The sequence below is a fragment of the Prosthecobacter dejongeii genome, assembly GCF_014203045.1.
GTDB lineage: Bacteria > Verrucomicrobiota > Verrucomicrobiia > Verrucomicrobiales > Verrucomicrobiaceae > Prosthecobacter > Prosthecobacter dejongeii.
Window position 1 is genome coordinate 911,351 of sequence record NZ_JACHIF010000001.1, and the last position, 24,864, is coordinate 936,214.

Annotated in this window: 22 protein-coding genes; 10 read left to right on the plus strand and 12 right to left on the minus strand. The window is 58.4% G+C overall.

All coding sequences use genetic code 11. The annotated features are described in order from the left end of the window. Window positions 1-278 precede the first annotated feature (278 nt). Window positions 279-1,394, minus strand: a complete 1,116-nt coding sequence (locus tag HNQ64_RS03455) for a D-TA family PLP-dependent enzyme (RefSeq protein ID WP_184205389.1) — start codon at window positions 1,392-1,394, stop codon at window positions 279-281. Window positions 1,395-1,545: 151 nt separating this feature from the next. Here HNQ64_RS03455 and HNQ64_RS03460 point away from each other — a divergent pair, with 151 nt between their 5' ends. Together HNQ64_RS03460 and HNQ64_RS03465 are read left to right on the plus strand one after the other, a co-directional pair. Continuing rightward, window positions 1,546-2,523 (plus strand): magnesium transporter CorA family protein, encoded by a 978-nt coding sequence (locus tag HNQ64_RS03460; RefSeq protein ID WP_184205391.1) that lies wholly within the window; start codon window positions 1,546-1,548, stop codon window positions 2,521-2,523. A gap of 43 nt (window positions 2,524-2,566) precedes the next feature. Then, window positions 2,567-2,965, plus strand: coding sequence for a RidA family protein (locus HNQ64_RS03465; RefSeq protein WP_184205393.1), 399 nt, complete (start codon window positions 2,567-2,569; stop codon window positions 2,963-2,965). A gap of 53 nt (window positions 2,966-3,018) precedes the next feature. Here the strand turns inward: HNQ64_RS03465 and HNQ64_RS03470 are convergent, their stop codons facing one another. The 5 genes from HNQ64_RS03470 to HNQ64_RS03490 all read right to left on the minus strand — a co-directional run bounded on the left by HNQ64_RS03470 (window position 3,019) and on the right by HNQ64_RS03490 (window position 9,130). Next, window positions 3,019-3,852 (minus strand): alpha/beta hydrolase, encoded by an 834-nt coding sequence (locus HNQ64_RS03470; RefSeq protein ID WP_184205395.1) that lies wholly within the window; start codon window positions 3,850-3,852, stop codon window positions 3,019-3,021. A 55-nt stretch (window positions 3,853-3,907) separates the two neighbouring features. Further along, window positions 3,908-4,681, minus strand: a complete 774-nt coding sequence (locus HNQ64_RS03475) for an SDR family oxidoreductase (protein ID WP_184205397.1) — start codon at window positions 4,679-4,681, stop codon at window positions 3,908-3,910. 5 nt (window positions 4,682-4,686) lie between these two features. Continuing rightward, window positions 4,687-5,496 (minus strand): HpcH/HpaI aldolase family protein, encoded by an 810-nt coding sequence (locus HNQ64_RS03480; protein ID WP_184205399.1) that lies wholly within the window; start codon window positions 5,494-5,496, stop codon window positions 4,687-4,689. A gap of 83 nt (window positions 5,497-5,579) precedes the next feature. Further along, window positions 5,580-7,010: a hypothetical protein gene (locus HNQ64_RS03485; RefSeq protein WP_184205401.1), complete on the minus strand. Its 1,431-nt coding sequence runs from the start codon at window positions 7,008-7,010 to the stop codon at window positions 5,580-5,582. Between the two features lie 92 nt (window positions 7,011-7,102). After that, complete coding sequence (locus HNQ64_RS03490) at window positions 7,103-9,130, minus strand: FAD-dependent oxidoreductase (protein WP_184206141.1); 2,028 nt, start codon at window positions 9,128-9,130, stop codon at window positions 7,103-7,105. A gap of 70 nt (window positions 9,131-9,200) precedes the next feature. Here HNQ64_RS03490 and HNQ64_RS03495 point away from each other — a divergent pair, with 70 nt between their 5' ends. Next, window positions 9,201-9,941, plus strand: a complete 741-nt coding sequence (locus HNQ64_RS03495; protein ID WP_221305317.1) for an AraC family transcriptional regulator — start codon at window positions 9,201-9,203, stop codon at window positions 9,939-9,941. A gap of 63 nt (window positions 9,942-10,004) precedes the next feature. Here HNQ64_RS03495 and HNQ64_RS03500 read toward each other — a convergent pair whose 3' ends face one another. From HNQ64_RS03500 to HNQ64_RS03510, 3 genes are all read right to left on the minus strand, one after another. Then, complete coding sequence (locus HNQ64_RS03500) at window positions 10,005-10,181, minus strand: hypothetical protein (protein WP_184205403.1); 177 nt, start codon at window positions 10,179-10,181, stop codon at window positions 10,005-10,007. Between the two features lie 42 nt (window positions 10,182-10,223). Beyond that, entirely contained in the window at window positions 10,224-10,559 is a 336-nt protein-coding gene (locus tag HNQ64_RS03505; protein WP_184205405.1) for a hypothetical protein, read from the minus strand. Window positions 10,560-10,777: 218 nt separating this feature from the next. Continuing rightward, entirely contained in the window at window positions 10,778-11,992 is a 1,215-nt protein-coding gene (locus tag HNQ64_RS03510; protein ID WP_184205407.1) for a chorismate-binding protein, read from the minus strand. Window positions 11,993-12,100: 108 nt separating this feature from the next. Here HNQ64_RS03510 and HNQ64_RS03515 point away from each other — a divergent pair, with 108 nt between their 5' ends. The 5 genes from HNQ64_RS03515 (at window position 12,101) to HNQ64_RS03535 (ending at window position 20,364) form a co-directional block, all read left to right on the plus strand. Further along, entirely contained in the window at window positions 12,101-13,372 is a 1,272-nt protein-coding gene (locus HNQ64_RS03515) for a tetratricopeptide repeat protein (RefSeq protein WP_184205409.1), read from the plus strand. 20 nt (window positions 13,373-13,392) lie between these two features. Beyond that, window positions 13,393-15,354: an SUMF1/EgtB/PvdO family nonheme iron enzyme gene (locus tag HNQ64_RS03520; protein WP_184205417.1), complete on the plus strand. Its 1,962-nt coding sequence runs from the start codon at window positions 13,393-13,395 to the stop codon at window positions 15,352-15,354. A gap of 75 nt (window positions 15,355-15,429) precedes the next feature. Further along, entirely contained in the window at window positions 15,430-16,302 is an 873-nt protein-coding gene (locus tag HNQ64_RS03525) for a hypothetical protein (protein ID WP_184205419.1), read from the plus strand. A gap of 158 nt (window positions 16,303-16,460) precedes the next feature. Continuing rightward, window positions 16,461-18,893, plus strand: coding sequence for a PSD1 and planctomycete cytochrome C domain-containing protein (locus HNQ64_RS03530; protein WP_184205421.1), 2,433 nt, complete (start codon window positions 16,461-16,463; stop codon window positions 18,891-18,893). A 19-nt stretch (window positions 18,894-18,912) separates the two neighbouring features. Continuing rightward, entirely contained in the window at window positions 18,913-20,364 is a 1,452-nt protein-coding gene (locus tag HNQ64_RS03535; RefSeq protein WP_184205423.1) for a DUF1501 domain-containing protein, read from the plus strand. A gap of 574 nt (window positions 20,365-20,938) precedes the next feature. Here the strand turns inward: HNQ64_RS03535 and HNQ64_RS03540 are convergent. Beyond that, entirely contained in the window at window positions 20,939-22,291 is a 1,353-nt protein-coding gene (locus HNQ64_RS03540) for a protein kinase domain-containing protein (protein WP_184205425.1), read from the minus strand. A 98-nt stretch (window positions 22,292-22,389) separates the two neighbouring features. On the opposite strand from HNQ64_RS03540, the gene HNQ64_RS03545 reads away from it, so the two are divergent. Both HNQ64_RS03545 and HNQ64_RS03550 read left to right on the plus strand, forming a co-directional pair. Beyond that, the gene (locus HNQ64_RS03545; protein ID WP_184205427.1) at window positions 22,390-23,037 is read left to right on the plus strand and encodes a GAF domain-containing protein; all 648 of its coding nucleotides are present in this window, start codon (window positions 22,390-22,392) and stop codon (window positions 23,035-23,037) included. 2 nt (window positions 23,038-23,039) lie between these two features. Beyond that, window positions 23,040-23,768, plus strand: a complete 729-nt coding sequence (locus HNQ64_RS03550; protein WP_184205429.1) for a S8 family serine peptidase — start codon at window positions 23,040-23,042, stop codon at window positions 23,766-23,768. A gap of 12 nt (window positions 23,769-23,780) precedes the next feature. Here the strand turns inward: HNQ64_RS03550 and HNQ64_RS03555 are convergent, their stop codons facing one another. Next, window positions 23,781-24,011 carry a hypothetical protein gene (locus HNQ64_RS03555; protein WP_184205431.1) on the minus strand — a complete coding sequence of 77 codons (231 nt, stop codon included), beginning with the start codon at window positions 24,009-24,011 and terminating at the stop codon, window positions 23,781-23,783. A gap of 59 nt (window positions 24,012-24,070) precedes the next feature. Then, the gene (locus HNQ64_RS03560) at window positions 24,071-24,787 is read right to left on the minus strand and encodes an RNA polymerase sigma factor (protein WP_184205433.1); all 717 of its coding nucleotides are present in this window, start codon (window positions 24,785-24,787) and stop codon (window positions 24,071-24,073) included. Window positions 24,788-24,864: the final 77 nt, after the last annotated feature.

A 24,864-nucleotide genomic window follows, 5' to 3' on the forward strand; every position in this document is an offset into this window, starting at 1 on the left:
AACCCCCAACGACGGGCCGGAAGGAAACTTCCGGCCCGTTTTTGTTGGTTTGGCGAATGAGGTGTTCAGGAGAGGATTGCTCTTGGAGATCAGAGCTCCAAAGGCGGTCTCCTTTTTCTTTGAGAGGTGAAGGCTTAAGAACCTGGGCACACTTTGCGGACGATGTTTCGCGTGCTGCGACCACCCCTCACCTGGGCCTCTCCCCAGTTCCTGGGGCGAGGGAACGCGTTTTAGACGCTCAGGATTTGATTGCTAACGAAAGCCAAACGACGTCCCCCTCACACCGAGATGCGCCGATTGCGCGCGGTGATGGGCCAGCGCTGGGTGGCGGATTTCCCCTCCACGACTACGGCTTCCCCGTGCATGGAAACGGTGGGGCAGATGTGGCGCGGGATGCCATGCAGAGCCTGGCCGATCTGGAACTCGTGCGCACGGTCGGTTTGCAGCACCAGGTGCTCCTCACTTTGCATCAGCACCTCCGCCTCAGGCAGTTCCTCGAACCGGACACGCGGATGCGGGTTTTCTGGGGCCACGGATTTGTGACCGAGGTCCAGAGTCAGGCGATTCGTGCCTGGTTTGCTGATCACCCGGGCGAGCAAAACAGCGGCAGGCAAAAAAGGTAAATCAGGGTGTTTGTCCCCATACCCAAAGTCCCACAGCACCGTGGTGCCTGGGGAAAGCGTGCGATCCAGCAAAGGTGCGTGGATGCCGAAGGTGGGGGAGCCGCCGGCGACCAATTCCCCCACGGGCACGCCCTCCCCCTCCAGACGCTTGCGAAATTCCAACACGGGCGCATAAGCCGCCTCACAGCGGCTGCGGCGGGTCTCGAGATCTGCATCATGGATGTGCCCATCATAGGCATGAAGGCCGCGGAAAAGCAGTCTCGGGGTGTCTTTGATCACATGCACGAGGAAAGCCGCCGCCTCTCCAGGGATGATGCCAGTGCGGCCCATGCCGCAATCTAGCTCCAGGTAAACGCCTAGCGTCACACCGTGCTGCTGGGCCGCAGCCGCGAGCGTGCGCAGCGAGGCCTCGTCATCCGCGATGGCGGAAAACTTCACTTCAGGAAACTTTACGGCCAGCAGGGCCAGGCGATGGCCATTCGGCCCCACGCAAGGCATGGCCAGCAATACATCGGTACCGCCCCCGGCTGCACACATTTCCGCCTCCGCGATGGTGGCGGCTTTAAACTTTGTGATGCCCAACTTTACCTGGCGCTGGATCAGCGGCTGCAGCTTGTGGGTCTTCACATGCGGTCGCAGGCGTTCAGGCCCACCAGCGATCTCCAGCATGAGTTGGAGATTATACTCAATGCGCTCACGGTAGAGCAGCAGGGCAGGCGAGGCGATTTCGGCCTCATTTTCGATGTGGTACCAGGCTGGAGAGAGGATCATGCAGAGGTTTCTTTCTACGCGAGACGAGGGGCAGTCTTCAACCTTCATCCAGGCCCGCCCTTGTTTCTGGTGCTTTCGTGACAAGTTGACATCTTCCGCGCCTTTTCCTTGGCGGTTCCTCACTCTGCCGCTACTGTTTGCGCCCCCCATCATGGTTCGACTCATCACCCAGCAAGGTCAGCTCTTCGATTGGCAGGACGAGAAGGTACGTCCCTTCCCGGACAATCTGGTGTACTTAGACCTCCTGAATCCTTCCCGTGCGGAGGAACTGGAGGCGGAAAGCTGGCTGGAGCACGGCCTCCCGACCCGGGAAGAGATGCAGGAGATCGAGGAATCCAGCCGACTCTACACAGAGCACGGTGCCCTGTACATGACGGCGTGGATTCCCGTAGGACTGGACACGCCCGATCCTGACACCACCGCCATCACCTTTGTGCTGGCTCCCGACTGCCTGACGACAGTCCGTTACGCAGATCCCATGGCTTTCCGGGTCATGGTGGAGCAGGTCCGCCGCCAGTGTTCCTGCCCCATGAGCAGCGATGCCGTGTTTTTGACCCTGTGTGAACTCATCGTGGCCCGCATCGCCGATGCGCTGCAGGCCGTGGAATCCGACCTGAAAAAGATTGGTCGTGAGGTCTTCAGCCTGGATCCAAATAAGGCGAATGCCGCTGTGGAAAAAGACCTGGGAGACGTCGTCCGCACCCTGGGCCGCCGCAGTGCCCTAGTCGCGAATCTGCGTGAAAGCCTCGTGAGTGTGAACCGCATGCTGCAGTTCTTTTTAAACAATGCCGCGACCTGGATGCGCAGCGACCTCGCGGCCCAGTTCCGCAGCGTGATGCGCGACGTGAAGTCTCTGGATGACTACACCAACCAACAGCAGCAGGAGATGACCTTTCTCCTCGAGTCCACCCTGGGCCTCATCAACATCCAGCAGAACCAAATCATCAAGATCTTCACCATCGCCAGCGTGTTGTTCATGCCGCCGACGCTCATCGCCAGCCTGTATGGCATGAACTTTGAGCACATGCCTGAGCTGAAGCTGCCCTGGGCCTACCCAGCCGTCATCTGCGTGCTGGTGATTTCCGCCCTGCTGCCCATCTGGTGGTTCAAGCGTAAAAAGCTGCTCTGAGCCTCTGTCAATCGTGGAAAGCCCAGCCACGGATCGTCCCGCCATGAATCATCCCCTGGTCTCCTACCCGCAGAATCCCGATACACCCACCTCGCACCTGCCCTTCAGCCCCAGCGTGGTGGTGGGGGACCTGATCTTCGTTTCTGGCCAAGCCTCCGTGGATGAAACGGGGAAAATTGTCAGCGACAGCTTTGAGGGCGAATTTCGCCGTTCGGTGGAAAACCTGCGCAAGGTGCTGGAAGCGGCAGGCAGTGACCTGGCCCACGTGGTGCAGACCCGCAACTACGTGCGCGATGCAGAAGACGTGGCCACGTTTAACCAACTGTATCGCGAATACTTCAGCGCTCCCTTCCCCGCCCGCACCACGATCACGAACTGCCTGCCGCCTTCGTTGCGGTATGAGATCGAAGCGGTGGCGGTGAAGGCGAATCGAGCCTCTTAGACAGTCAGGGGTTGTTTCCCCCTGAGGAGTAAGGGTTCACACCTCCGGATACATCACGGCAACCAGCCCATGCTGCCCATCCATTCAGCACAACGGGCGGGCCAGGCGTTGATAGGCTGTTTGTTATCCCTCATGCCAAAGCCATGACCGCCGGCGGAAAAGAGGTGCAGTTCGGCAGAGCGTTTTTGCTTTTTATACTCCAGGTAAAGCAGGGTGGCAGCTACCGGGTTATTGCCATCGTCACTGGCACAGGCGAGGAACATGGGCGGCGCATCGGCAGGCACCGTGAAAGCAGGATTCAGCTTGAAGGGATCCGCAGGATCTAGGAAACCGCCGCCGTAGATCATGATGCCAAAATCTGGGCGCTGAGCATTCGTCTTGGAATCGCGATCACAGGCCAGATGGCCCAACAGATTGCCCCCCGCGCTAAAGCCGAGGAGGCCCACACGTTTGGGGTTCAGCTTCCACTCAGTGGCGTGTTGACGGATGATCTCCAGGGCCTTTTGAGCATCCTGCACCGGCTTCTCATGGGGAGGTGTTTCATCCCGCGTGGGGGTGCGGTAAGTCAGCAGCACGCCCGTGACTCCCAGGGTATTCAGCCATTCACAGACCTGCGTGCCTTCATGCACAGCGGAAAGAAACGCATAGGCCCCACCTGGAGCTACGATGACGCTCGTACCATTCGGTTTATCTGGCTGGTAAACCGTGATCGTAGGGGAGGTGACGTTCGTCACCGTGCTCTTGCCCGCCCGCTTCTGAATGAACTCCGCCGTGGCGGCAGAGGGGGCTTTCATCTCTCCAGGTGCGCCTTCAGGCCACAGAGGTAGCTTTAACGGCTCGGCCGCGGTGAGCGTAAGACTGAAAAGAGGAAGAAAGAACCATTTCATGGGTAAGCATGAACGTCGCAAAGCCGATGATCCTTCGGTGTTTCGTGAGCGGTGATCACTTCGCGGTGTAACCCCCATCCACCGGCAGATTCACCCCGGTGATGTAGCGTGAAGCTTCACTGAGCAGGAAGACGACAGCTCCACCCAGATCATCGTCATCCGCCATGCGATTCAGCATCGTGTGCTCGCTGTAACGCTGCACAAACAACTCGGGCTGATTGTTGTAAAACCCACCTGGTGCCAGGCAGTTCACCCGCACGTTTTTCGGTCCATAAAGCGCCGCATAAAAGCGCGTGAGATTCAGCATGCCGCCTTTGTGAAAAAAGTAATCGGGGGGCATGTCACCCATGCTGGTTCCCGCATAGAGCTCATAGCTGGGGCCGATCATGCCCTGGATGCTGCCGATATTGACGATGCTGCCGCGCCCCGCTTCAGCCATGGTGCTGCCAAAATGGCGATGCATCAGCATCAGCCCCGTGGCATTCACCCGCATGGAGTCTTCCCACTGACTCACATTGCCCAGTGTGCCTTTCATCGGACGCAGCACGGAGTTATTCACCAGCCCATGGAGGGGACCAAAGCGAGATTCAATGCGGCTGCGCAGGGCTAAGATAGAGTCTTCATCTCCCTGATCAAAAGCCTCCGCGTGCACCCGGTGCCCACGCGCGATTTCCGCAGTGGCCACGGCCTGTAGATTTTCCGCGCTGCGGGAGGCGATGATGAGTGTGGCCCCGGCTTCAGCCAGAGCAGTGGCCAAGCCACGGCCAAAAAGACCCGCAGCCCCAGTGAGCAGGATGGTTTTACCTTGGAGAGAAAAGGAAGAAAGCATGGCCGTTATTTGGAAGCGTAAACCGAGTCCGTCTCACCGCGCCCTGCCGCCCCGTGGAAATCTGTCACCATCTTGCGCATAGCGTTGCCAAGCTCGATCACATCCGCCCCTAGCGTGAAGATGCGGGTGCCTTCGGCGATGACCTCCTCCTTTTGACCAAAGAGCGAGGCCACGGCGACATGCTTGCCATGTTTCAATGCCGCCGCTGCCACCCGCTTGCGGGCAGCGACGACTTGCGGGTGGGTGGCCTGGCCTAACAAACCCACGCGGTGGCTGAAATCCCCCGCTCCGAACAGCAGCGCATCATACCCCGGCACAGCGGCAATCTCCTCCACCTGCTCCAGAGCTTCGGGAGACTCGATTTGTAGAATAACTAACTTTTCAGTATTGCAGTGGTGAACGTATTCACTCAGCGACACCTGACAAAAGAGTCCATCCATGTTTCCCCCATCCAGCGCTTTGCTACCCACCGGCCGACAGCGCACCATGTCCACCACTTGCCGTGCCTCTTCAGCACTGGTGATGTGAGGCACCATGATGCCAGTTGCATCGCACTCAAAGGGCTTCACATACTCACTGTAACCGCCCTTATTCACCCGCACGATGGTGTCCATGTCATACAGCTTGGCAGCACGGATCTGGTGTTCCAGATTCAACCAATCGTTGGGCACATGTTCATTGCAAAGCCACACTGCCGAGGCCCCAGCTAAACCAGCCAATTCGATGATGCGCGGATCAATGAGATTCAGTTTAAGAATCGTGGAGGACTCACCTGCACGCAGTTCGCGCAGGATACGGGAGGGGCGTAGTTTCATGGAAGAGTGGATCAAATCAGACCCGCTTTTGGCAGCAGGGATTCCAGGAGCGATTGTTCAGGACAGGAGCATTCCGTCAAGCCTCAAGGAGCGAAACGCAGGGCATAGAGATCGGCATCCTTCATCGAGATGCGGAGGCGTACGGCTTTGCCTTGGAGAAGGCCAAGATCGGAGCCCTTCTTCCATGTCACCTCGGCTTCAAATTCATCGCCATAAAGCTCTGGCATCTCAGCCAAGGCGAATCCTGGAATGGCTTTCCCCGCCTCATCCTGCACCTCGATCTGCACACGGCCTGTGCCTGAAGTGGAGTAGTTGAGCAGCAATTTTTTGCCTGTAAAAATGAGCGGAGGTGTCACAAATTCACCGCCTTTGACATCGGCGTGCACGGAGGCAAAACCCTGCTTGCGAAGACTGAGGCGACGCATCCTGTGATCTGGATAACGATAGTGCTCGCTGGCGTAAAGAGACCACTCACCGGGCCCCGTTTCGACGATGCCCGAGGCGACCATGTTGTTTCGGTCGGTCCAGTTCAGCGGGTCCGGGCCTGGACGTAGCCACGCCTCTAAAAAAGTGCGATCCCAATTCACCCCATCACGACTGGTCATGAACACCGTGTCTGAAACTCCAGGCAGTGCGTGTGTGGCGATCTTTTTGCGGCCAGGCATGTAGCGTTTTGGGAAAGCAAGATACAGGTGAGGAGCGGTGGGGCAAGGGATGGTGGCGGAGGTATAAAAATGCTCACGCGGAACTTCTGCCTCATAACGGTTCAAGGTAGGCTCCCCCCAAGTCAAAAAGTCCGTGGAGGGGCTGCTTTGAATGTCACGGATCTTATTCGTAAAGATGCGCGTGTAACTGGTGTATCGTTGGTTAGGCTCGTCCCAAAAAGCAATGTTTTGAGAATCGAAAGCCCCCTTGGTCATCACCGTTTCTGGCCGCATTTTATTCCACTTCAAACCATCCGCTGAAGCAAACGCATAAAGACCGCCAGGGGTTTCCCCCGTCATCCAATTTTTCCCAGGCTCTTTTACCCCACCCAAGGCTTTGTAACGTTCCATCGGTTTGGCGGCAGGGTTGCTATCGAGAAAGACCGCGAAGTTGTGCGACTCCACGCCGCGCCAAATGACATTGTTCTCCTTGGTGCCGCCAGCTTCAATCAGTCCCAACTTAGGACGGCTGAAATGAATGCCATCTTCACTTTCTACCACGCATGTCACTTGGTCCGCTGAGTGATCTGAACCGCCAGCAGAGCCCCGATAATAGAGCCGCACTTTCTTCCCATCTTGAATGGCGGAAAAGTATGCACACGTGGGTCCTTCCCAGGGCTGATCCGTCACCAGCACCACTTCCCGGCGCACAGGTTCATGCAGTTTCAGGGTCACCCCCTTGACCTGGGTCAGCAGGAGCGAATCCATGAAAAGCTCCCACCGAGAGCCGATGTTCAGAGGCTTTGTGGGGCTGGCTGCTGAAAGCAGCAGAGGAGACAGGAGAAGGGCGGAGGAGAGCAGCGCTTTCATGATCACGCGGATACCAACGCCAATCGCACCCTTAAAAACACGAACTTCTTTTGGTCTCTTCATGAGACCAGTCCTCTCCTGACTCTGCGGATTTATTGCGGGAGCAACTGCACGGCATCTGCGCCCACGATGCCATCCGTGGCCTGAGTGCTGATGGTGATCACGGCATCCTGATCTGCTTTAAATGAAAAGGTGCCCAGACTGATGAAGAGCTTATCCACCGGGGGGACTTTTTTCTGGTTCACGAGCACCTGGGTGCTGCCTTTTGCATGGGCAATGCTGACGGGTACATTGCTGGCACGATTGGGAGCGGAAGCGTAAGAGACACGCACTTCATAGCGCCCCGTGGCGGGGACTTTGAGACGGTAAATGACACTCTTGCTGCCTTTCTCCAGGTTTTCATCATGGCGGCTGGAGCCATCCAACGTGCTCCCGTAGGTGCTACCCTGCCAGTGGCCCACACGCTCGGCATCTTGGTCATCCATGACGAGTCCAGGCAGTTTCGAGGAACGAGCCATGGTGGCGAGCTCCGCCAGTTCCAAAACCGCTTTTTGATCCAGCAGCTTCTGTTTCAGCGCTTTCGTATCAATGGCCTGCACCGAAGTTTTGTTCTGCATCGCCATCACTGCTGCCAAGCCTGAGGCCTGCCCCAGAGCCATGTACACGGGCTCCATGCGCAGGGAACAATACGCGATGTGACTGGCGGAAAGGCAGACGGGAACGAGCAGGTTTTCACACTCCGTGAGCTTCGGTGTCAGGCTGCGATAAGCGATCTGATAAGGCAAAGCGGGGGCATCTGGAAAACTGCCTTCATCCCTCACCGTGCCGTCCTCCGCGAGGATGCGTTGCACGATGTGACAATCAATAACGAAGGAACCCATACCCACAGAGTCCTCTTTAAAAATGTCGTTTTGCAGATCCTTTTGCACCATGACGTACTCACCGATCATGCGACGACCTTCACGGACGTAGAGGGCGTAGGGCCAGTATTGATTGTCGGCAAATTCGTCTTTGCAGAGTCCCCAGGAGTTGCACTGATCTCGCAAGCTCTGCGGAACGCGTTCATCATGACCTAGAAACCAGAGCATGCCCTGAATGAAGTCCACATGATCCTGCCAGATCTGCGCACGCGTGGCCGCATCTCCTTCCGGATAGGCCGTATTGGCACCTGGATAATCGGTGGAAAACAGGCCCTGGGCATTCAGGTCATACTTGTCGTTAGCCACACCCCCGAGATGAAACAAGCGGCCAAAGCGCACGCCTGGAAAAGCCCGAATGAGACGCAGCAGCAGCTCGTATTTGGCTGGGTCATAAGTCGCGGGTTTGGGAAACGGCACTTTCAGGTCGGGTCGCTGAGTGACGCAGATGCGGAAGTTGTAAGCCTGGGTGCGGTGATCTGCACTGCCCGGCTGGAGCTGCGGTGCGGCATAGACCCCAAAGATAGGTTTGCCTGCAGCATCCAGCCCTGAGATCCCAGCAGGGGTGCCATGAATGTAACTGGGCCCTGTGCCGCCGATGCTGGGGCAATCACTCTCCATCACCTCCACCGTGCGCGGGCGGATGGGCATGGGGTAATAACCTGCGAGCGATTCCCCATAATGCGCCTGACTTTCCCGGCCAACGATGTAACTCACCTTGGCAGCGGCCATGAGGTCGCCCTCATAACTGGCATCCACAAACATCTTCCCCTGATAAGTCGTACCCGCACTGGTGGTGAGACGGGTGATGCGCGGGCCCTCCTTCGTGATGGATTTCAAGGACTGCGCGGTGACCACTTCCACGCCCGCTTCTTCAAGCATGGTTTTGAAGGTGGCCAGATTCGTCTTCGGCTCCGCATACCACATGCTGGTGCCGGGTTGTGCGGCGGCGGCGCGGCTGAAGAACTCACGTGGGAAACCTCCGATGGTCTGTTCCCGCCCCACGTCCGTACGGCACAGCCCGCCCGTGACAAGCCCCCCGATCCACTGGGTCGGTTCGATAATGACCACTTTGGCCCCTTCGCGCGCGGCGGTAATGCCTGCGCTGATGCCCGCTGGGGTGCCGCCATAAACGACAAGGTCCACCTCCGCCGCTGAGAGAAGGGACGTGAGGCAGAGAAAGGAAAGAAGCTGCGTGCGCATGGTCGAAGAATAGCAGAGGAGAACGGGTGGCGTCTTGTGAGTGAGCGCCATCTTTTGTTAAATCCCTGCCATGATCTCCAGTCTTCAAACCGAGTTTTTTTCTCTCATGTTGGATCCACAGATTCTGCGGACCATGTTGGATCATCTCCCTGGGGTCTTCTTTTTCGTCAAAGACGCCGAAGGCCGTCTCATCGCCGCGAATGCCGCCAAGTTGGAACGTCTGGGCTTAAAGCATGAGAAAGAGCTCATCGGAGCGACAGACGATGCCTTCTTCCCACCAGATGTGGCACTGGCTTTCCGCCAAGATGACCAAGAAATCATCCTCACAGGTAAGCCTGTGGTGAACCGGCTGGAGTTATGGCTGGATGAGCAGCGAGCACTGAATTGGTTCATGACTACCAAGCTGCCCATCACGGGTAAAGATGGGACCATCATTGGCATCATGGGGCTGAGCCGCCGCTGTGAAGAAAAGGGTGCACAACACGCTGTCCGCGAGGTGGCGGCAGCGGTGGCCTACATCCAAACACACCTTTCCGAAAGCCTAACAGCCTCCGATCTGGCCAAAGCGGTGAATCTTTCTGAACGACAGCTCCACCGAAAACTGCGCGAGACGCTGGGCAGCACTCCTCATGAGCTTATTCTACGACTGCGGATCCAAGCCGCTGCGGAGGCCTTGACTCAGACGGGGAGCTCCATCGCCGAGATCGCCTTGGATCATGGGTTTTGCGATCAAAGCGCCTTCACCCAGCACTTTCGCAAACGCACAGGCATGACACCTCGACAATTTCGTCAACGCCATACGATGGCCTGACTCCTAACAAAAAGTGCGGATGGAGAAGCTCCACCCGCACAGAAGGGTTTTAAAAGATCCATGTTACAAGCCCAGGGAAGCGCCGACATTGGCTTTCACTCCAGTCTTGCTTTGGTGGTGGGAGTGCTTGGCCTTACCATGCTTGACGCTGGCTCCGCCCCCCGCATTGACGTTGGTCGTGCAACTAGGGAAGGCGAAGGCCAGCATAGCGGAGAGGGTCAGATAGACGATGGATTTCATGGGAGTGAAGAAGGTTAGGTTGATGCAAAAGAGAGAGGGTTTTTAGCGGAACAGGGTCACATCGCCGCGAACTCGGGTGCTCACGCTGGTGGAGCGATAAGGGACACTACGACGGCGGTCATAATCCCGGCGGCCATCATAGTCGCGATAGCTGGAACGATAACGAGAAGGGCCGCGGTAGGCTACCGTGCGGCCGTCATAATAGCGGCTGCTGCCATAGTATGGGCCGTGGTGATGGCGTGGAGCGGTGCGATAACCATACCCAGCGACATAACCAGGACGTGCAGCAACGTAGCCAGTCTCTTCGACATAGGTGGTGCAGCTGGACAGTCCGAGGGCGGCCACAGCTAGGCAGAGGATTTGCAGAGTGCGTTTCATAAGGGTGGAATGGTTAAGTTGAGAAATGGGCCATCCGAGTGGACGGCGACTACTTTCCCTTTAGCTAGACTCATGCCCCGTGATGTTCGGCACACCCAAAGCGCTGAACATCAACGCTTTAGCATCCTTAGCCATTCATATCGGCGGCGACTTTCCCATGCCGATTGCAGCGATGAAAAAGGCCAGAGGCTGCCTTTTGCACGATATTACATCGAGCCTCAATCTTCAGCGGCCCAGGCGGCCAAAATGCCGGAGGCTTTATGCAGCGTCTCTTCCCATTCCTTTTCAGGGATGCTGTCTGCGACGATGCCAGATCCCGCATGAAAGGTAATCTCCCCGCCTTTTTGCACGGCCGTACGGATGACGATATTCCACTGGCTTTCGCCATCGAAACCAAAGTAACCCACCGCCCCCGTGTAGGGGCCACGGGGGTAGGGCTCCAGCTCTGCAATGATCTCGGAAGCGCGTTTTTTCGGCGCACCGGTGATGCTCCCTCCAGGGAAACAGGCCCGAAAAGCCGCCGCATGACTGATGCCAGACCGCAGCGTGCCCGTGACGGTGGAGACGAGGTGATACACCTGGGCGAAACTTTCCACCCGCCAAAGATCTGGCACCTTCACGCTGCCAAACTCACACACCTGGCCGAGGTCATTGCGCTCCAGATCCGTAATCATGAGGAGCTCCGCTCGCTCCTTGTCGCTGGCTAACAACTCACGGGCAGAGGCGTCGTCACGGGCAGGATCTGTGGGAAAGCGTGGGCGGGTGCCTTTGATGGGATGCGTCGCGATAGTGCGGCCAGAAAGTTTGAGAAACAGTTCAGGCGAGGCGGAAAGAAGGGTGGTCTCTCCCAAATTCATACAGGCCGCATGGGGCGCTGGGGAAACCCGGCGCAGACGTTCGTAAAAAGGAAAAAACGGGGTGCCCACGGGCCATTCAGCACGCCAGGGCTGGGAAATATTCACCTGATAGATGTCCCCAGCGATGATGTACTCCTGCGCCCGACGAACCTGGGCCAAAAAATTTTCACGAGAGACCAAGGGCGCAAAGGGCTGCCGCGGCAATGTGAGGGCGGGAGATTCTTGGGGATGAGAGGGGATCGAACTTAATTTCTGAGTAAAATCACCACATTCGAACCATTCTCCCTGCGCGTGGTCATACAGCAGCGCATGTGGATAAAGGCCCAACACAAATTGCCCATCATACCCCACCCAACCGAACAAACCGCCGCTGTGAGCAGCTGCGGTTCCTTCATCCAGGGCTTCTTCCACCGCAGTCCAGTCCTGGGCGAGAGTCCCCTCAAGCAGGCGATCTGGCCAAGCCGTGAGCAGAGAGACCGCACTCGGACCCGCCACGGCGCTATCCAGCCAAATAAAGCCGGGTTCTGGGGCCAAAAGACGCCCGATTTCCGCTGGGCTGCCCAAGGGAATGGTCACATGTGTCCACAATCTTCCTTTTTCGGGTGGAGAATCGGTGGAAAAGGGCTGGAGCATTGACACTTGAGAGCGCGGAACGTACCATACGAATTTCCTGCGGCAATCGGCATGGCTCAAGCCCCTTCCATTCTCAACGCTGACCGGGGCCGTGCCAGTGCGACGGCCCTCGGAGTTCTCTGCCTACTCGCGAGTGTGCAGGTCGTTTTAGTCACCAAAGTCGTCTGGGACGCCTCACGAAGGCCTGAAATTACGGCCAAACCGGGCTCTTCTCCTGGGGTGAATCCTTCTGAAACGCCGCTGACCCCGGTGCGGCCCACCATCAGCTTCAGCCCCCCGGCCGTTGGGCAGATCGTCCCCGCCCTCCCACCTGTGGCGGCCCCGGCACCTGCGGCACCTAGTTTTTCACCGCCGGCGATTGGCTCCTTTGCCCCGCCGACAGGCACTCCTCCGGCAGTGAGACCCGCCACGCAGCCGACCACCCCGCCAGCACCTGCAGTAGCCCCAGCGTCCCAAGCCCCAGCACCAGTGGCCGCCACGGCTAAACTGCCGACTCCTACGCCTGCACCCGCTGCTAAAATGCCCTCGGCAGATCCCGCAGCGAACATGTCCTTGGAAGAAATGATCGACTTGGCCAAACAAGTGCGTGGGCTAGGTGACATGCAAGGTGCCCTCGAAGTCCTCCGACGCGCGGATCTCCAATATCCGGCGAGCCCGGAGGTGATGTCGGAGACGGCTCAATGTTATGAAACCATGGGGCTGGGAGACAAAGCCGCAGCTCTATGGAGACAACTGGAAAGCATGGATCCCGCACGTGCAGCGGGCTTTCGCGACCTGGCGAAACGCCGCCTCAGCACACCTGCAGCCGCTGCTACCTCCCCAGCCAGCACAGCTTTTTCGGCCCTGACGGGCGGTGAGGGTGGGAAAATGCTTTCCCTGGGAGCCTGCCTAACCGCCCGTGATCCTGCCTCCACCAATGGTGAAAAGGTGGTGCTACGCATCCCCATCTTACGTCAGGGCAATGGCAATGTGGACCCCAGCCAGGTGGACATTGACGTGTACTTTTTTGACCGTGTGAATGGCGAAAAAATCGCCCAAACCATCGCCGATGAACCTGTCTCTGCCTGGGCCGCTGCGCCTGTGGACTGGAGCGGCATCGGTGAAGAACCTCTTGATGTAACCTATTTCCTGCCGGCACTCACTCCGGGAGAAATTGCCGCCCACGGCCGCCGTTCTTACCACGGCTACGTCGTCCGGCTCTACTACCAGCACAAACTCCAGGACGTGGCCGCAGAACCGCGCGACCTCCTGGACTTTGGTTCACGCACGCCCCAGACCGTCCCCGGTGGTGTGAACCCGCTGCTCCCGCCGTTGACGAACTGACGGCCCTGCCCCCCGATACGATGACGATCCTTTTTCTCGATGCCAATGCCGACACTCGCGGCCCCCGAACTGAAGCCCTCCGACAACCACCTGGCTGGACCGTCCACAGCGTGGCCACCGTCACCGAAGGGCGCTCCTGGCTCGGCCGAGCGGCTGAGTTAGACCTGCTGATTACCGAAGCCATTCCTGCTGCCAGTGGCGACACGGGTTTTAATCTGCGTGACAGCGCGCTGACTCGGTTTCCCAAAGCCAAGGTGCTCTTCACCACGCGCTATGACCTGACCGGATTTGAATCCCAGATCGCCGGCTGGCCCGTGCTGCTGGATGCGCCTTACAGCGCGGAAAAGCTTTTGCTGAAAGCGCAGGCAGCACTCACGGCCCCAACACCTCCGTGCTGTGTGGAATTGCCCCCCTTCCTGGCCCCTGGCACCATGCTTGGCAATTACCAAGTGCAGGACCGCCTGACACAGGAAACAGAATCTGAAACCTACCGCGCCATCCAGGTCACGGTCCAGCGGCCCGTGGCCCTGGTGCTACTGCGGCCTGACTTACTGAGCCAACCCGATGCGATTCAGGGATTCAAAGAACGCGAACGGCTGAAAGCCTCCATCTCGCATCCTCGAATCGCGCCGCTTTATGAAGCCGGTGCCGTCAATGGACTGATTTTTTATACCCGTGAACTGCCGCGAGGCCGCAACCTTGAGGAAATGGAAGCCGCTGGGGAGCATCTCTCTGAGCGGAAAATCGCCGAGCTGCTCTTTGGCGTCGCCGAGGCCATGCAGTATGCCGTGGAGCGTGGCAACCACCATCGCCGCCTGTATGCGCGGGATATTTACCTGGATGCCGAGAACCAAGCCAGCATCGTGAACATCTTCCGCCCAGCAGGCAGCCGGCCACGTGTGGCCGTGGAAGAAGTGGCGGCACTTTTAGACCTCGTGCAGCCGCTCGCCAGTGAAGGCAAAGCCCGCGGGCTGCTCGCGACCTTGGCAGACGCCGGGCATGACTGGAATGGTTTGTTGGAAGCTTTGGACGACGTTCGCGATGCCATGCGGGAACGCAGCATCATGCGCCGGATCGAGGCCGAAGAGGGTGCCTCTGCTAGCAAGCGCCCTACCCCCTGGTGGGCCTGGGCTCTGGCAGCAGCGGCCCTAGCAGCCGTTTTTGGTCTGGGCAATCTGGTGGGCACCGCTACGCCCACCACGACACCTTTGCTCAAGGAGGAAATGGTGACTATTCCTGCCGGAAATTTTATTTATCAGAAGAAGGAATCCCGCAACCTCCCGGCTTACCAGATCAGCAAACACGAAGTCACCATCGGCCAATACGGTGAATTTGTGAAGGCGCTGGAAGACTCTCCCACGACCACCTTTGACCACCCCGACCAGCCGAAGACCAAGACTGGCCACACGCCTGCCAAATGGGCGGAAACCTATGCAGCCGCCAAAGCTGGGGCCACCTTCAATGGTCAACCCCTGAGCCTGAACACCCCTGTAACGCAGGTGGACTGGTGGGATGCGTACGCTTATGCCAAATGGAAAGGCCAGCGCCTGCCCACCGAAGAAGAATGGGAAAAAGCCGCGCGCGGTGAAAAGGGCCTGCTGTTTCCCTGGGGCAATAAAGCGGACAAAACCCTAGCCAATCTGGGAGATGACTACGACGCCAATGGTAAAGGCGGTGGTAAGGACGGCTACAATCTCTGGGCACCGGCTGACCGCAAATCTGGCGATGTTAGTCCCTATGGCATCTGCGACTTAGCAGGTAATGTCTCCGAATGGACCGCCAGTGAACGCACGGGCGAACTCTGGCCCGCCCACCCGGATTACCCAGACCTGCGTGTACCTGTGGTACGCGGTGGGCACTTCGCGCTCAAAGGCAGCAACGATCTTTTAACCACCCGCTTTTTTGCTGAATCAGCTTCAGAGTCCACCCTGGCCCGTGGCTTCCGCACGGCCAGCGATCTCACCCCTGCCCCGAAAAAGTGACCGGGAAGCCGTTCTTTGAGGGCTGGAGCGCATTTTAGAGTTTTCTGTTCCTCCATTTTCCGCTTTCAATCAGTCATGCGCTATCTCACCCCCCTCTTTTTCTTTTTGCTCGCGCTCACCGCGCAGGCCCAGTTCCAGGTCGGGCTGACCTTACCCCGAACCAATTATATGGTGCTGGAAGCTATCCCTGCCTCCGTCACAATCACGAATCGCTCTGGTGCCGATGTCGTGCTGGGTGGGCCTGGTCGTGCCGTGTGGATGTCCTTTGAAATGACGGATAGCAGTGGCCGCCCCCTGGCACCTATTGAAGTCTCTGGGGTAGAGCTGGTGCAGATTCCCGCCGGTGGCACCATCCAGAAAAAAATCACGGTGACGGATGCCTACTCACCCACTGAAATCGGCAACTACGGCCTAACAGCACGTGTGGCACACACCCCATCAGGACAATTTTACGCGAGTGCCCGTGTGCGTTTTAACATCACCGATAACAAACCGATGTGGGAACAAGCCTTCGGTGTTCCTGAAGGCTACAAAGGCGCTGGCGAAGCCCGCCGTTATGCCGTGATTTTGTTCACGGATATGGATAACACTTCCCTTTATTTCCGCCTGATTGATGACAAGACGAAGCTGCGCCTCCAGACCTACCGCCTGGGCCCCATCAGTATGGCGCATGATCCACAGATCACCCTGGATCGCGAAAACAAACTCCATGCGCTCTTCCTGGCTCAGCCACACATCTATGCACACTGCATCGTGGCTCCAGATGGTTCCTTGAAAAAGCGCTCCTACTACCGTGAGCAAAATGGAGATCGGCCCCAGATGGCGCTGAATGGCAAAGGCGAAGCCGAGATCCATGGCGGCGAATACTTTGACCCCACCAAACCTCCAGTCGCGCCGAAAAGCCCTGGAGGCCGCAAGGTCTCTGAAAAACCCCCTGGCTTGGAGTGATCCAGGCTGCAGATCACCTGGGAGGGCTTGCTGAGTGCAGCCCGAGCTCCCGTCTAGGACTCAGCTAACAGAACTTAGCAAGTCTCTGCTCTACCAATGGACTATCCTCGCAGCCCTGGGAAGATACACGGCTGAGCCGCGTATCTAGCCCTGATTCCATGTCGCGGCTTTTCCCATTTCTTTGTCTGTTTTCGCCCCTGCTCACTGGGAAGCTGGCTGCGGTGGATTTTTCTCGGCAGATCCGCCCCATACTCTCCGAGAACTGCTTTTTCTGCCATGGTCCCGATGAGGCAAAGCGTGAGGCCGGGCTGCGGCTGGATGATGAAGCGGCAGCTAAGGCTGATCATGACGGCGTACGAGCCGTGGTGCCAGGAAATCCCGCTCAAAGCGCTCTGCTGCAGCGCATCCTCTCCACCGACAAGGATGAAGTGATGCCGCCGCCAAAGCAGCACAAGGTCATTCCGCCGGCCCAGGTGGCGCTGCTGAAACAATGGATCCAGGAAGGTGCCAAATGGGGCGGCCACTGGAGTTACGAAAAAGTGGTTAGGCCACCCGTCCCTCGGATAAAAGACACCCAACCGATTGATGCGTTTCTACTGAAACGGCTTCATGAGGACAAACTGGCTTTCCAAGCCTCTGCCGATGCCTCGACACTGATTCGCCGGGTGGCCTTGGATTTGACAGGACTGCCGCCCACGCTGGAGGAACTGCAGGCTTTTCAAAAAGCCCCGTATGAAAGGATGGTGGATCATTTCCTGGCCAAACCCGCGTTTGGTGAACACTGGGCCAGGCAGTGGCTGGATCTAGCCCGCTACGCTGACAGTTCCGGTTACCCCAGCGATCAACCGCGCGAGATCTGGGCCTTTCGAGATTGGGTCGTTCGGGCACTGAATCAAAACCTGCCGTTCGACCAATTCACCATCGAACAAATTGCTGGGGATCTGCTGCCCGACCCGACGGACAATCAACTTATCGCCACGGCTTTCCATCGCAATACCATGACCCAAAACGAAGGTGGTACCAGCGATGAGGAATTCCGCATCGCTGCTGTGGTAGATCGAGTCAATACCACCTTTGCCGTGTGGATGGGCACCACCATGGCCTGTGCGCAGTGCCACACGCACAAGTATGACCCTCTCACCCACAAGGAATACTTCCAGGCCTACGCCTTCCTGAATCAGAGTGCGGATGCTGATAAGAAAGACGAAGCCCCCTTTCACGAAATTCTTCCTGCGGAAGTGAAGAAACAACGCCAGCAGTGGCAGCAAGAAGCCGTTGGTTTGGAAGCTCAGTTCGCTAAAAATCCCGAGACTTGGCTGAAGGGTTACGAAACATGGCTGACGAGCAAACCGGCCATCAAAGACAAGAAGGTCACCGAGGCCCTAGCCGCCGCGAAACGGAACCCAGAGCAGCAAAAGACCCTGCAAACTTATTACACCCGCTTTGTCGCGCCCGAAGCCAAGGCCGAGCGTGCGCGATTGAATTTTCTGAACAAGGAACTCAGCCGCACGAAGCCCGTCACGGTGCCGGTGATGATGGACTTGCCTAACAAAGAACGCCGGAAGACCCACATTCAACTCCGTGGTAACTGGCAGGCACTGGGCGAAGAAGTACAGGAAGGCACCCCCGCCGTTTTCCCCCCACTGCCCGCAGAAGCTCCACGGAACCGGCTCACGCTGGCACGCTGGCTGGTGAACCGGGAAAATCCCCTAACCGCACGTGTGACCGTGAATCGCCTGTGGGAAAGTTTGTTCGGCATCGGCATCGTGCGCACCAGCGAGGAATTTGGCAGTCAGGGGGAGTTACCCTTTCATCCAGAACTGCTGGACTGGCTAGCGGCGGAGTTCATGGATAGCGGCTGGGATATGAAGCACTTGCTACGCTTGATGGTGACCACGCAGGCCTACCGCCAAGACTCCCGCAGCACGGCTGAGCTCAATGAGCGCGATCCTGAAAATCGCCTCCTGGCTCGTGGGCCGCGCTTCCGCGCGACGGGTGAATTGCTGCGCGATCAGGCCCTGGCCGTCGGCGGACTGCTGAGTCATAAAATGGGCGGCCCCTCAGTGCGCCCTCTGGCACCAAACATGGGCCTCACCACAGCCTTTGGTCGCAGCAATGACTGGACGCTGAGTGAAGGTGAAGACAAGCACCGTCGCAGCCTCTACACAGAGATGCGGCGCAACAGCCCTTACCCCAGTTTTAGCACCTTCGATGCGCCTAACCGCGAAGTATGCACCATCCGCCGGGGTCGCACGAACACCCCACTCCAGGCCTTTGTCACGCTCAATGACCCCGTCTTTATCGAGACGCATCAAGCCATGGCCCGCAGACTGATGAACGTGGAAGACAAGATCGGCCACCTTTACCAACTCTGCGTGGCCCGCACTCCCACTGACCACGAACGGGCCACCCTGCAAAAGCTGCATGACGAGGCGCTGACCGACTACCGCGCGCAGCCGCAAGAAGCTGTAAAAATGGCGACTGATCCCCTAGGCCCAGCGCCCAAAGACGCAGACATCGCTGAACTAGCCGCCTGGACCACTGTGGCCAACGTGGTGATGAACCTGGATGAATTTGTGATGCGGAGATAACTTTGCCCTGACTGTGCCCATGAACCCCGTCCGCCACGACAGCCTCGAATTCACCACACGCCGCACCTTCCTGAGTGGGGCGGGCCAGTTTAGCCTGGGGGCCATCGCTCTTCAGGCCCTGCAAGGCCAAGGTAAAGCCATGCCTGGAACAGAGAACCCCATGGCCCCGAGGGTGACGCACCACGCGGCCAAAGCCAAGCGGGTGATCTACCTGCACATGTCTGGCGCGCCCCCGCACCTGGACCTTTTCGATTACAAACCGGAGCTGGTGAAACACGATGGGCAGAACTGCCCAGACTCCATCCTCAAAGGTCGTACCTTTGCCTTCACCACCGGCGTGCCAAAGCTGATGGGCACACCTCGAACCTTTAAACAGTATGGCAAAGCAGGCATGTGGATGAGCGATGCCTGCCCGAACTTCCACACCATCGCCGATGAGATTACCATGGTGCGGTCCATGCACACGGACCAGTTTAATCATGCCCCTGCGGAGCTTCTGTTATTCACCGGGCATACCCGTCAGGGACGGCCTTCTCTGGGCTCCTGGGCCACTTACGGACTGGGCACGGAAAACCAGGATCTACCCGGCTTCGTCACCCTCATCTCCAGCGGCACTCAGCCCAGTGGCGGCCAGGGCCTGTGGGGCAGTGGCTTCATCCCTTCCGTCTTTCAAGGGGTGCAATGCCGCAGCAAAGGTGATCCTGTCTTGTATGCCTCTGACCCAGCGGGCATGAACCGGAACCTGCGCCGCCGCACGCTGGATGCTCTGAAGGATCTGAATGAACAGCAGGCCGCAGAACTGGGCCATGCAGAGACGGTGACGCGCATCGCCCAATACGAGCTGGCTTACCGCATGCAGATGAGTGTGCCGGAGGTGATGGATATCTCCAAAGAGCCTGCCAAAGTCATCGAGGACTATGGGGCCAAGCCCGGGGAAGCCAGCTTTGCGAATAACTGCCTGCTCGCCCGCCGCTTGGTGGAAAAAGGCGTGCGCTTTGTACAGCTCTTTGACTGGGGCTGGGACTTTCATGGCACCTCAGAGGCCTCTGGCATCACCGATGGTCTAACGAAAAAAATGGCCGAGACGGACAAGCCCGTGGCCGCACTGATCAAAGACCTGAAACAACGGGGGCTGCTGGAGGATACCCTCATCATCTGGGGCGGTGAATTTGGCCGCACCCCTTTCCGCGAGGGCCGCACCGCTGCTAGCAAGGTGCTAGGGAGGGATCATTACCCCGATTGTTTTACCCTTTTCATGGCAGGTGGTGGAGTAAAGTCCGGCTTTGACTATGGCAGTACGGATGAACTGGGCTTCAGCGTGGCGGAGAAAAAAGTCCACGTTCATGACTTCCAGGCCACGGTGATGCACCTGCTGGGCTTTGACCATGAGCGCTTCACTTATCGTTTCCAGGGGCGTAACTACCGCCTTACCGATGTACACGGTCATGTGGTGAAAGATCTCCTGGCTTAATGGAAGATCTCTCACTCCTGCGAATCTACCACGCAGAACATTGCGATTTGGCCCGTTGCAAATACTGGAATTGTCGTTAGCCTCGCCACGCTCAGTCTCACTTGTGGATGCTGTAGCATTCAAACAAACACGTTACATAACACACTATGAAATACGCCCTCCTCGCTCTCGCAGCATCGGTCATCGCCGGTGGTCTCGTCTCCTGCGCCTCCAAGGCTCCCCCACCGCCACCACCAGCACCGGTGCAGATGAGCAAGTAATTTGAATGGTTTCGAGGTCGTCTCATAGACTACCTGTTTCCAACCGACACTCTCTCTATGATCCGTCTTCTCTCCATTGGCCTCGCTTCTGCCTCCTTGCTCCTCGCTTCTTGCGCTAGCAAAAAGGCGGATTGTTCCTCCTGCACGGCACCTAGCGGCAAAGCTGCTGCGGCCTGCTGCTCAAAGGAAAAGAGCGCCTGCTGCGACTCCAAAAAGGGTCACAAGCACTAAGACTTCAACTCGTGGTTTAGCCACTCACGTCGCACCGCACGCTGGTCACCTGGCGGGCGGTGCTTCATGTACAGGACCTGCACTCAGAGGCCCAGCCGCCGCTGACGCCGCTGGAGGACCTGACGGACGATGCGCGTGAGTTCCGCACTGTCATAGGGCTTGGGCAAAACATCGGCAAAGCCATAGGCGGCTGGATGCAGCATGGCGGGATCACTGCGGTAGCCGCTGGAGACGATGGCATCCACCTGGGGATCAATCTGCAAAAGCAGCTCCATGGCCCGGGCCCCGCCCATCCCCATGGGAATGGTGAGATCAATGAGGACCATATCAAAAGGCTGACCCGCCAACATGGCCTCGCTATAGCGGCGCACAGTATCGGCACCATCGCCTGTCTCGACGATCTCAAAACCTTCCTGCTTCAGATTCCTCACGATGAGCTGGCGCAGCAGCAGGTCATCCTCCAGCACTAGCACCCGCCCCTGAAGCGGGCGGGAGGAGGGAGCTGGCGTGGTCACCTGGATGGGTGCCTGGGCAGACTCCATGGGCACTGTGAGACTAGCCAGCAGGGCCTGCTTAAACTCTGCAGCCGAGTTGTAGCGCTGATTTCGGTCTGGCAGCAGCGCACGTACGATGACCATGTCCAGACATGGGTCTGTGCCCACCAGGGCAGACGGCGGCTGCCACGCGCCACGCGGGACGGTGCCGGTGAGCATCTGGTAAAACACCACGCCCAGGGCATAGATATCCGCCCGATGATCAATCACAGCCTGCGGGTCATACTGCTCAGGCGCAGCATAGTCAGGCGTGCCCATGGCCATGTTACTATGGGTGAGTAGGGTGCTGGGTTTATCGAAACGTTTGGCGAGGCCAAAATCCGCCAACTTGACGCGACCATCATGGGCGATGAGCACATTCGCCGGCTTGATGTCACGGTGGACGAGGCCTTTAGAATGCGCATAAAAGAGCGCATCGCAGAGAGCGGGAAGGATTTCCACCGCTCTGGCGGGCGTGATTTGCCGGGTGCTGAGGAGGTGGTGCAGATCCGTTCCCTCGATGTGCTCCATGACGTAGTAAAGGTAGTCCCCCACTACCCCGAAATCATAGACGCTGACGATGTTGGGGTGGCTCATTTGAGCCAAGGACTGGGCCTCCCTTCGGAACCTTTCTGCGTAAGAGTAATCCGTGCCGTGCTGGCGATGCAGGATCTTGATGGCGACGGACCGGTCCAGCTTCAACTGACGCCCGCGATACACAGCTCCCATCCCGCCTTGGCCGATGAGGGCATCAAAGACATACTCACCCGCAGGCATCATCCCTGTGAGCTCAGAAGGGGAGGGATAAATCTGCATGGGGGCCCAGCCCGCCACACCTTCAGACACCGAAGGCGCCGCCTGAGGAGGCGGCGTGCGTTTGCCGAAGGAGAAAAAACGTTTCATGAGACCCGAAATCTTTGGGTGGGCCGATAGTCGAAACATTGTCCCTCTCCCGCAAGCGTTCTCTTCTCAAACCCGCGTCTTCATGCTATGCCTAAAGAATGGCCGCGCCGTTTTCCAGCTTTCCAGACCCCGAATTAAGCTCGCTGGAGGAGAAACTGGCGCTGAGGCGCGAGCACTTTACCCAGCATGCCCTCCAGCAAAACCCCGCAGCCCTGGTGGAAGGCCTGCCCGCAAGGCTGATCCAGCAGACGCTGGCCAGCATCCAGGCGGATGAAGGTAGCCTATGGCTTGCCCTGGAAAACTCCCAAATCCTATTGCCTGTCTGGAACAATGGGCCCGATGCAGCGCGTTTTGTGGGCAGCTTTCGCCTACCTGCCACCCAGGGCATCACCGGCCTGGTCTTTACCAGTGGCCTGGCCGCCAGTGAGAGCGAGGTGTGTTTTCACCAGCGGCAAAATCAGGAGTTGGATCACAGCCTGGGCGTGCTCACCTGGGCCATGCTGGCCGTGCCTCTAAAATTCGCCGGTGAATTGCGCGGGGTGATTACCGCCGTGCGGCTCATCCGTCTCCAGGATTTGCCAGAACTGACCCGTGTGCCGGAATCCACTGCAGACTTCCCCTCCCACTATGCTCCGCCAGCCGCCTTCACCCCGGGGGATCTAAGCGCGATGGAGACGACCGCAGCGGCAGTGGGAAAATTGACTGAACACCGCCTGACGGCCTGGGTGCTGGGCACGGAGGAATGACCATGACGCACGAGGACCTCCAAAACGCCACGGGCCAGGGCGTGCGCATCGCCATTCTCGATTCGGGGATCGAGACGGCACACCCTGCCCTAGCGGGGCTGACACTCCGGGACGATGTCACCTTTGCCCGAGAAGGGCCTTTTCTCAAAGTCACCGAAAGTGGCGGCGATGCCATGGGCCACGGTACGGCCATTGCCTGGATCATCCGCAGCCTCGCGCCGGAGGCAGAGCTAGGCAGCTTCCGCGTGCTGGATGGGGACCTGCGCAGCCGCACCACCATCATCTGGGAGGCCGCCCGCCTGGCCATGCAGCGCGGGTACCACATCCTGAATTGCAGCTTCGGCAGCCCAGGCGAGGCCCGTTTTGTCATGCCCTACAAGGAATGGACGGACGAAGCCTACCTGCGCCGCACCCACATCGTAGCGGCATGCAGTAATGAAGACGCCAACCTACGCGAGTGGCCAGGCTGGTTCCCCACCGTGATCACGGTGAATCTGGCAGATCTGCCGGATCACCCCTGGGCCCACCGCCCAGGCAGCATGGTGGAATTTTTAGCGCATGGGCACCAAGTACGCGTGCCCTGGCAGGGCGGGTGGAAGGTGGTGACGGGCAGCAGCTTTGCTGCACCTCGGGTCACGGGTTGGCTGGCTCGCCTATTGTCTCTGCGCCCGGATCTGAGTGTGGAAAGCGCGAAGGAGATGATGCGAACGCTGGCCATCCCCATGCCCTAAAGAAGAGTATGCTCAAGCTGCGCGGCTGCGAATGGCCCTGCCCAGGTAACGCAGGTATTCGGGATGTTCTTTGAGCAGCAGAGCCAGGGCGGAGCGCTCTTTGGCGTCGGCCTTACCCGCAGCGAAGGCATCCAATCTCGGGATCAATTCCGCTGGCGGGTCGCCCATGTCGTGGCCTTCCACGTCAGGCACCATGCGGCGGAGGAAATTGGCGAGGATGGAGAGATCGTGTTCGGCATTCATGGCGGGGTATCTATGGGTGGATGCAGGGCCGGTGGGGAACTTGCACAGAAAGTAGCTTTTTATTCCGAAGGGCCTAAAATGGCCTCGGCCCCTTCGCCACAGGCTTCGAGGAGATCCTGCCAGGAAATCTGCAAAGTCGGCTCCTTTTCCGCTAGGTAGGCTAGCGTGGCATCGCGGATCTGCTCCATGGCCTCCATCTTTTTCCGGGAGATGGTGCCCTCATGGCAGCCTCCCCACACGGCGCAGAGATCCCGCTGTTTCACCTCCTGGAGGAGGGAAAGCCGCAGCACCAGCAGAGCCTCAGCATCCGTCTGGGCCAGGGCATGCAGCAGGGCATCTCGCAGCAGTTGGGCCAGCGGTGTTTCCTGGGGCGCGGCCTTGGCCTCTTTGGATAAGGAGTCCAGCGGGTCGGCATCGTTATCCTCGTGGGTCAGATTCGTGGCAGGGACCATGCGGCGGTGCTTGCGCAGGTATTCCAGCCAGACATTGGCTGCCATGGTGCGGACGAATCCCACCAGAGGGCCTGAGCCGGAGTAAGCCTCCAACTTTCTCTGCGCCCAGAGCTTTTCCGTGACGATCCCGATCACTTCCTGGGCATCGGCATGGGTGGCACCCGCAGCCGCCAGTTTGGCCAGCATGGAAGGTTTCAATTCCTGATCAAAACGTGCCCAGGCCGCCTTGTCACCATCCAACAGATCTTGGGCAAATTCGTAATCCGCCGCATGAAAAGTACTGGGCAAGGCAGACGTGGCATGGGCGGCGGGCTCAGAGCTCATGGGGCTTTTTACTCGGAAACTCTCCCTGCCGCCACCTGAAAGCCGGGGAGAAAACGGGTCTAAAGACATTTCAAATG

Bases quoted from the DNA above. Each gene is read 5' to 3' on its own strand.
- HNQ64_RS03555 (WP_184205431.1), bottom strand. From the start codon at position 24,011: ATGAATGCCGAACACGATCTCTCCATCCTCGCCAATTTCCTCCGCCGC.
- HNQ64_RS03465 (WP_184205393.1), top strand. From the start codon at position 2,567: ATGAATCATCCCCTGGTCTCCTACCCGCAGAATCCCGATACACCCACC.
- HNQ64_RS03545 (WP_184205427.1), top strand. From the start codon at position 22,390: ATGGCCGCGCCGTTTTCCAGCTTTCCAGACCCCGAATTAAGCTCGCTG.
- HNQ64_RS03525 (WP_184205419.1), top strand. From the start codon at position 15,430: ATGCGCTATCTCACCCCCCTCTTTTTCTTTTTGCTCGCGCTCACCGCG.
- HNQ64_RS03475 (WP_184205397.1), bottom strand. From the start codon at position 4,681: ATGCTTTCTTCCTTTTCTCTCCAAGGTAAAACCATCCTGCTCACTGGG.
- HNQ64_RS03490 (WP_184206141.1), bottom strand. From the start codon at position 9,130: ATGCGCACGCAGCTTCTTTCCTTTCTCTGCCTCACGTCCCTTCTCTCA.
- HNQ64_RS03515 (WP_184205409.1), top strand. From the start codon at position 12,101: ATGGCTCAAGCCCCTTCCATTCTCAACGCTGACCGGGGCCGTGCCAGT.
- HNQ64_RS03520 (WP_184205417.1), top strand. From the start codon at position 13,393: ATGACGATCCTTTTTCTCGATGCCAATGCCGACACTCGCGGCCCCCGA.
- HNQ64_RS03530 (WP_184205421.1), top strand. From the start codon at position 16,461: ATGTCGCGGCTTTTCCCATTTCTTTGTCTGTTTTCGCCCCTGCTCACT.
- HNQ64_RS03560 (WP_184205433.1), bottom strand. From the start codon at position 24,787: ATGAGCTCTGAGCCCGCCGCCCATGCCACGTCTGCCTTGCCCAGTACT.
- HNQ64_RS03485 (WP_184205401.1), bottom strand. From the start codon at position 7,010: ATGAAAGCGCTGCTCTCCTCCGCCCTTCTCCTGTCTCCTCTGCTGCTT.
- HNQ64_RS03505 (WP_184205405.1), bottom strand. From the start codon at position 10,559: ATGAAACGCACTCTGCAAATCCTCTGCCTAGCTGTGGCCGCCCTCGGA.
- HNQ64_RS03550 (WP_184205429.1), top strand. From the start codon at position 23,040: ATGACGCACGAGGACCTCCAAAACGCCACGGGCCAGGGCGTGCGCATC.
- HNQ64_RS03500 (WP_184205403.1), bottom strand. From the start codon at position 10,181: ATGAAATCCATCGTCTATCTGACCCTCTCCGCTATGCTGGCCTTCGCC.
- HNQ64_RS03480 (WP_184205399.1), bottom strand. From the start codon at position 5,496: ATGAAACTACGCCCCTCCCGTATCCTGCGCGAACTGCGTGCAGGTGAG.
- HNQ64_RS03455 (WP_184205389.1), bottom strand. From the start codon at position 1,394: ATGATCCTCTCTCCAGCCTGGTACCACATCGAAAATGAGGCCGAAATC.
- HNQ64_RS03460 (WP_184205391.1), top strand. From the start codon at position 1,546: ATGGTTCGACTCATCACCCAGCAAGGTCAGCTCTTCGATTGGCAGGAC.
- HNQ64_RS03470 (WP_184205395.1), bottom strand. From the start codon at position 3,852: ATGAAATGGTTCTTTCTTCCTCTTTTCAGTCTTACGCTCACCGCGGCC.
- HNQ64_RS03495 (WP_221305317.1), top strand. From the start codon at position 9,201: ATGATCTCCAGTCTTCAAACCGAGTTTTTTTCTCTCATGTTGGATCCA.
- HNQ64_RS03535 (WP_184205423.1), top strand. From the start codon at position 18,913: ATGAACCCCGTCCGCCACGACAGCCTCGAATTCACCACACGCCGCACC.
- HNQ64_RS03540 (WP_184205425.1), bottom strand. From the start codon at position 22,291: ATGAAACGTTTTTTCTCCTTCGGCAAACGCACGCCGCCTCCTCAGGCG.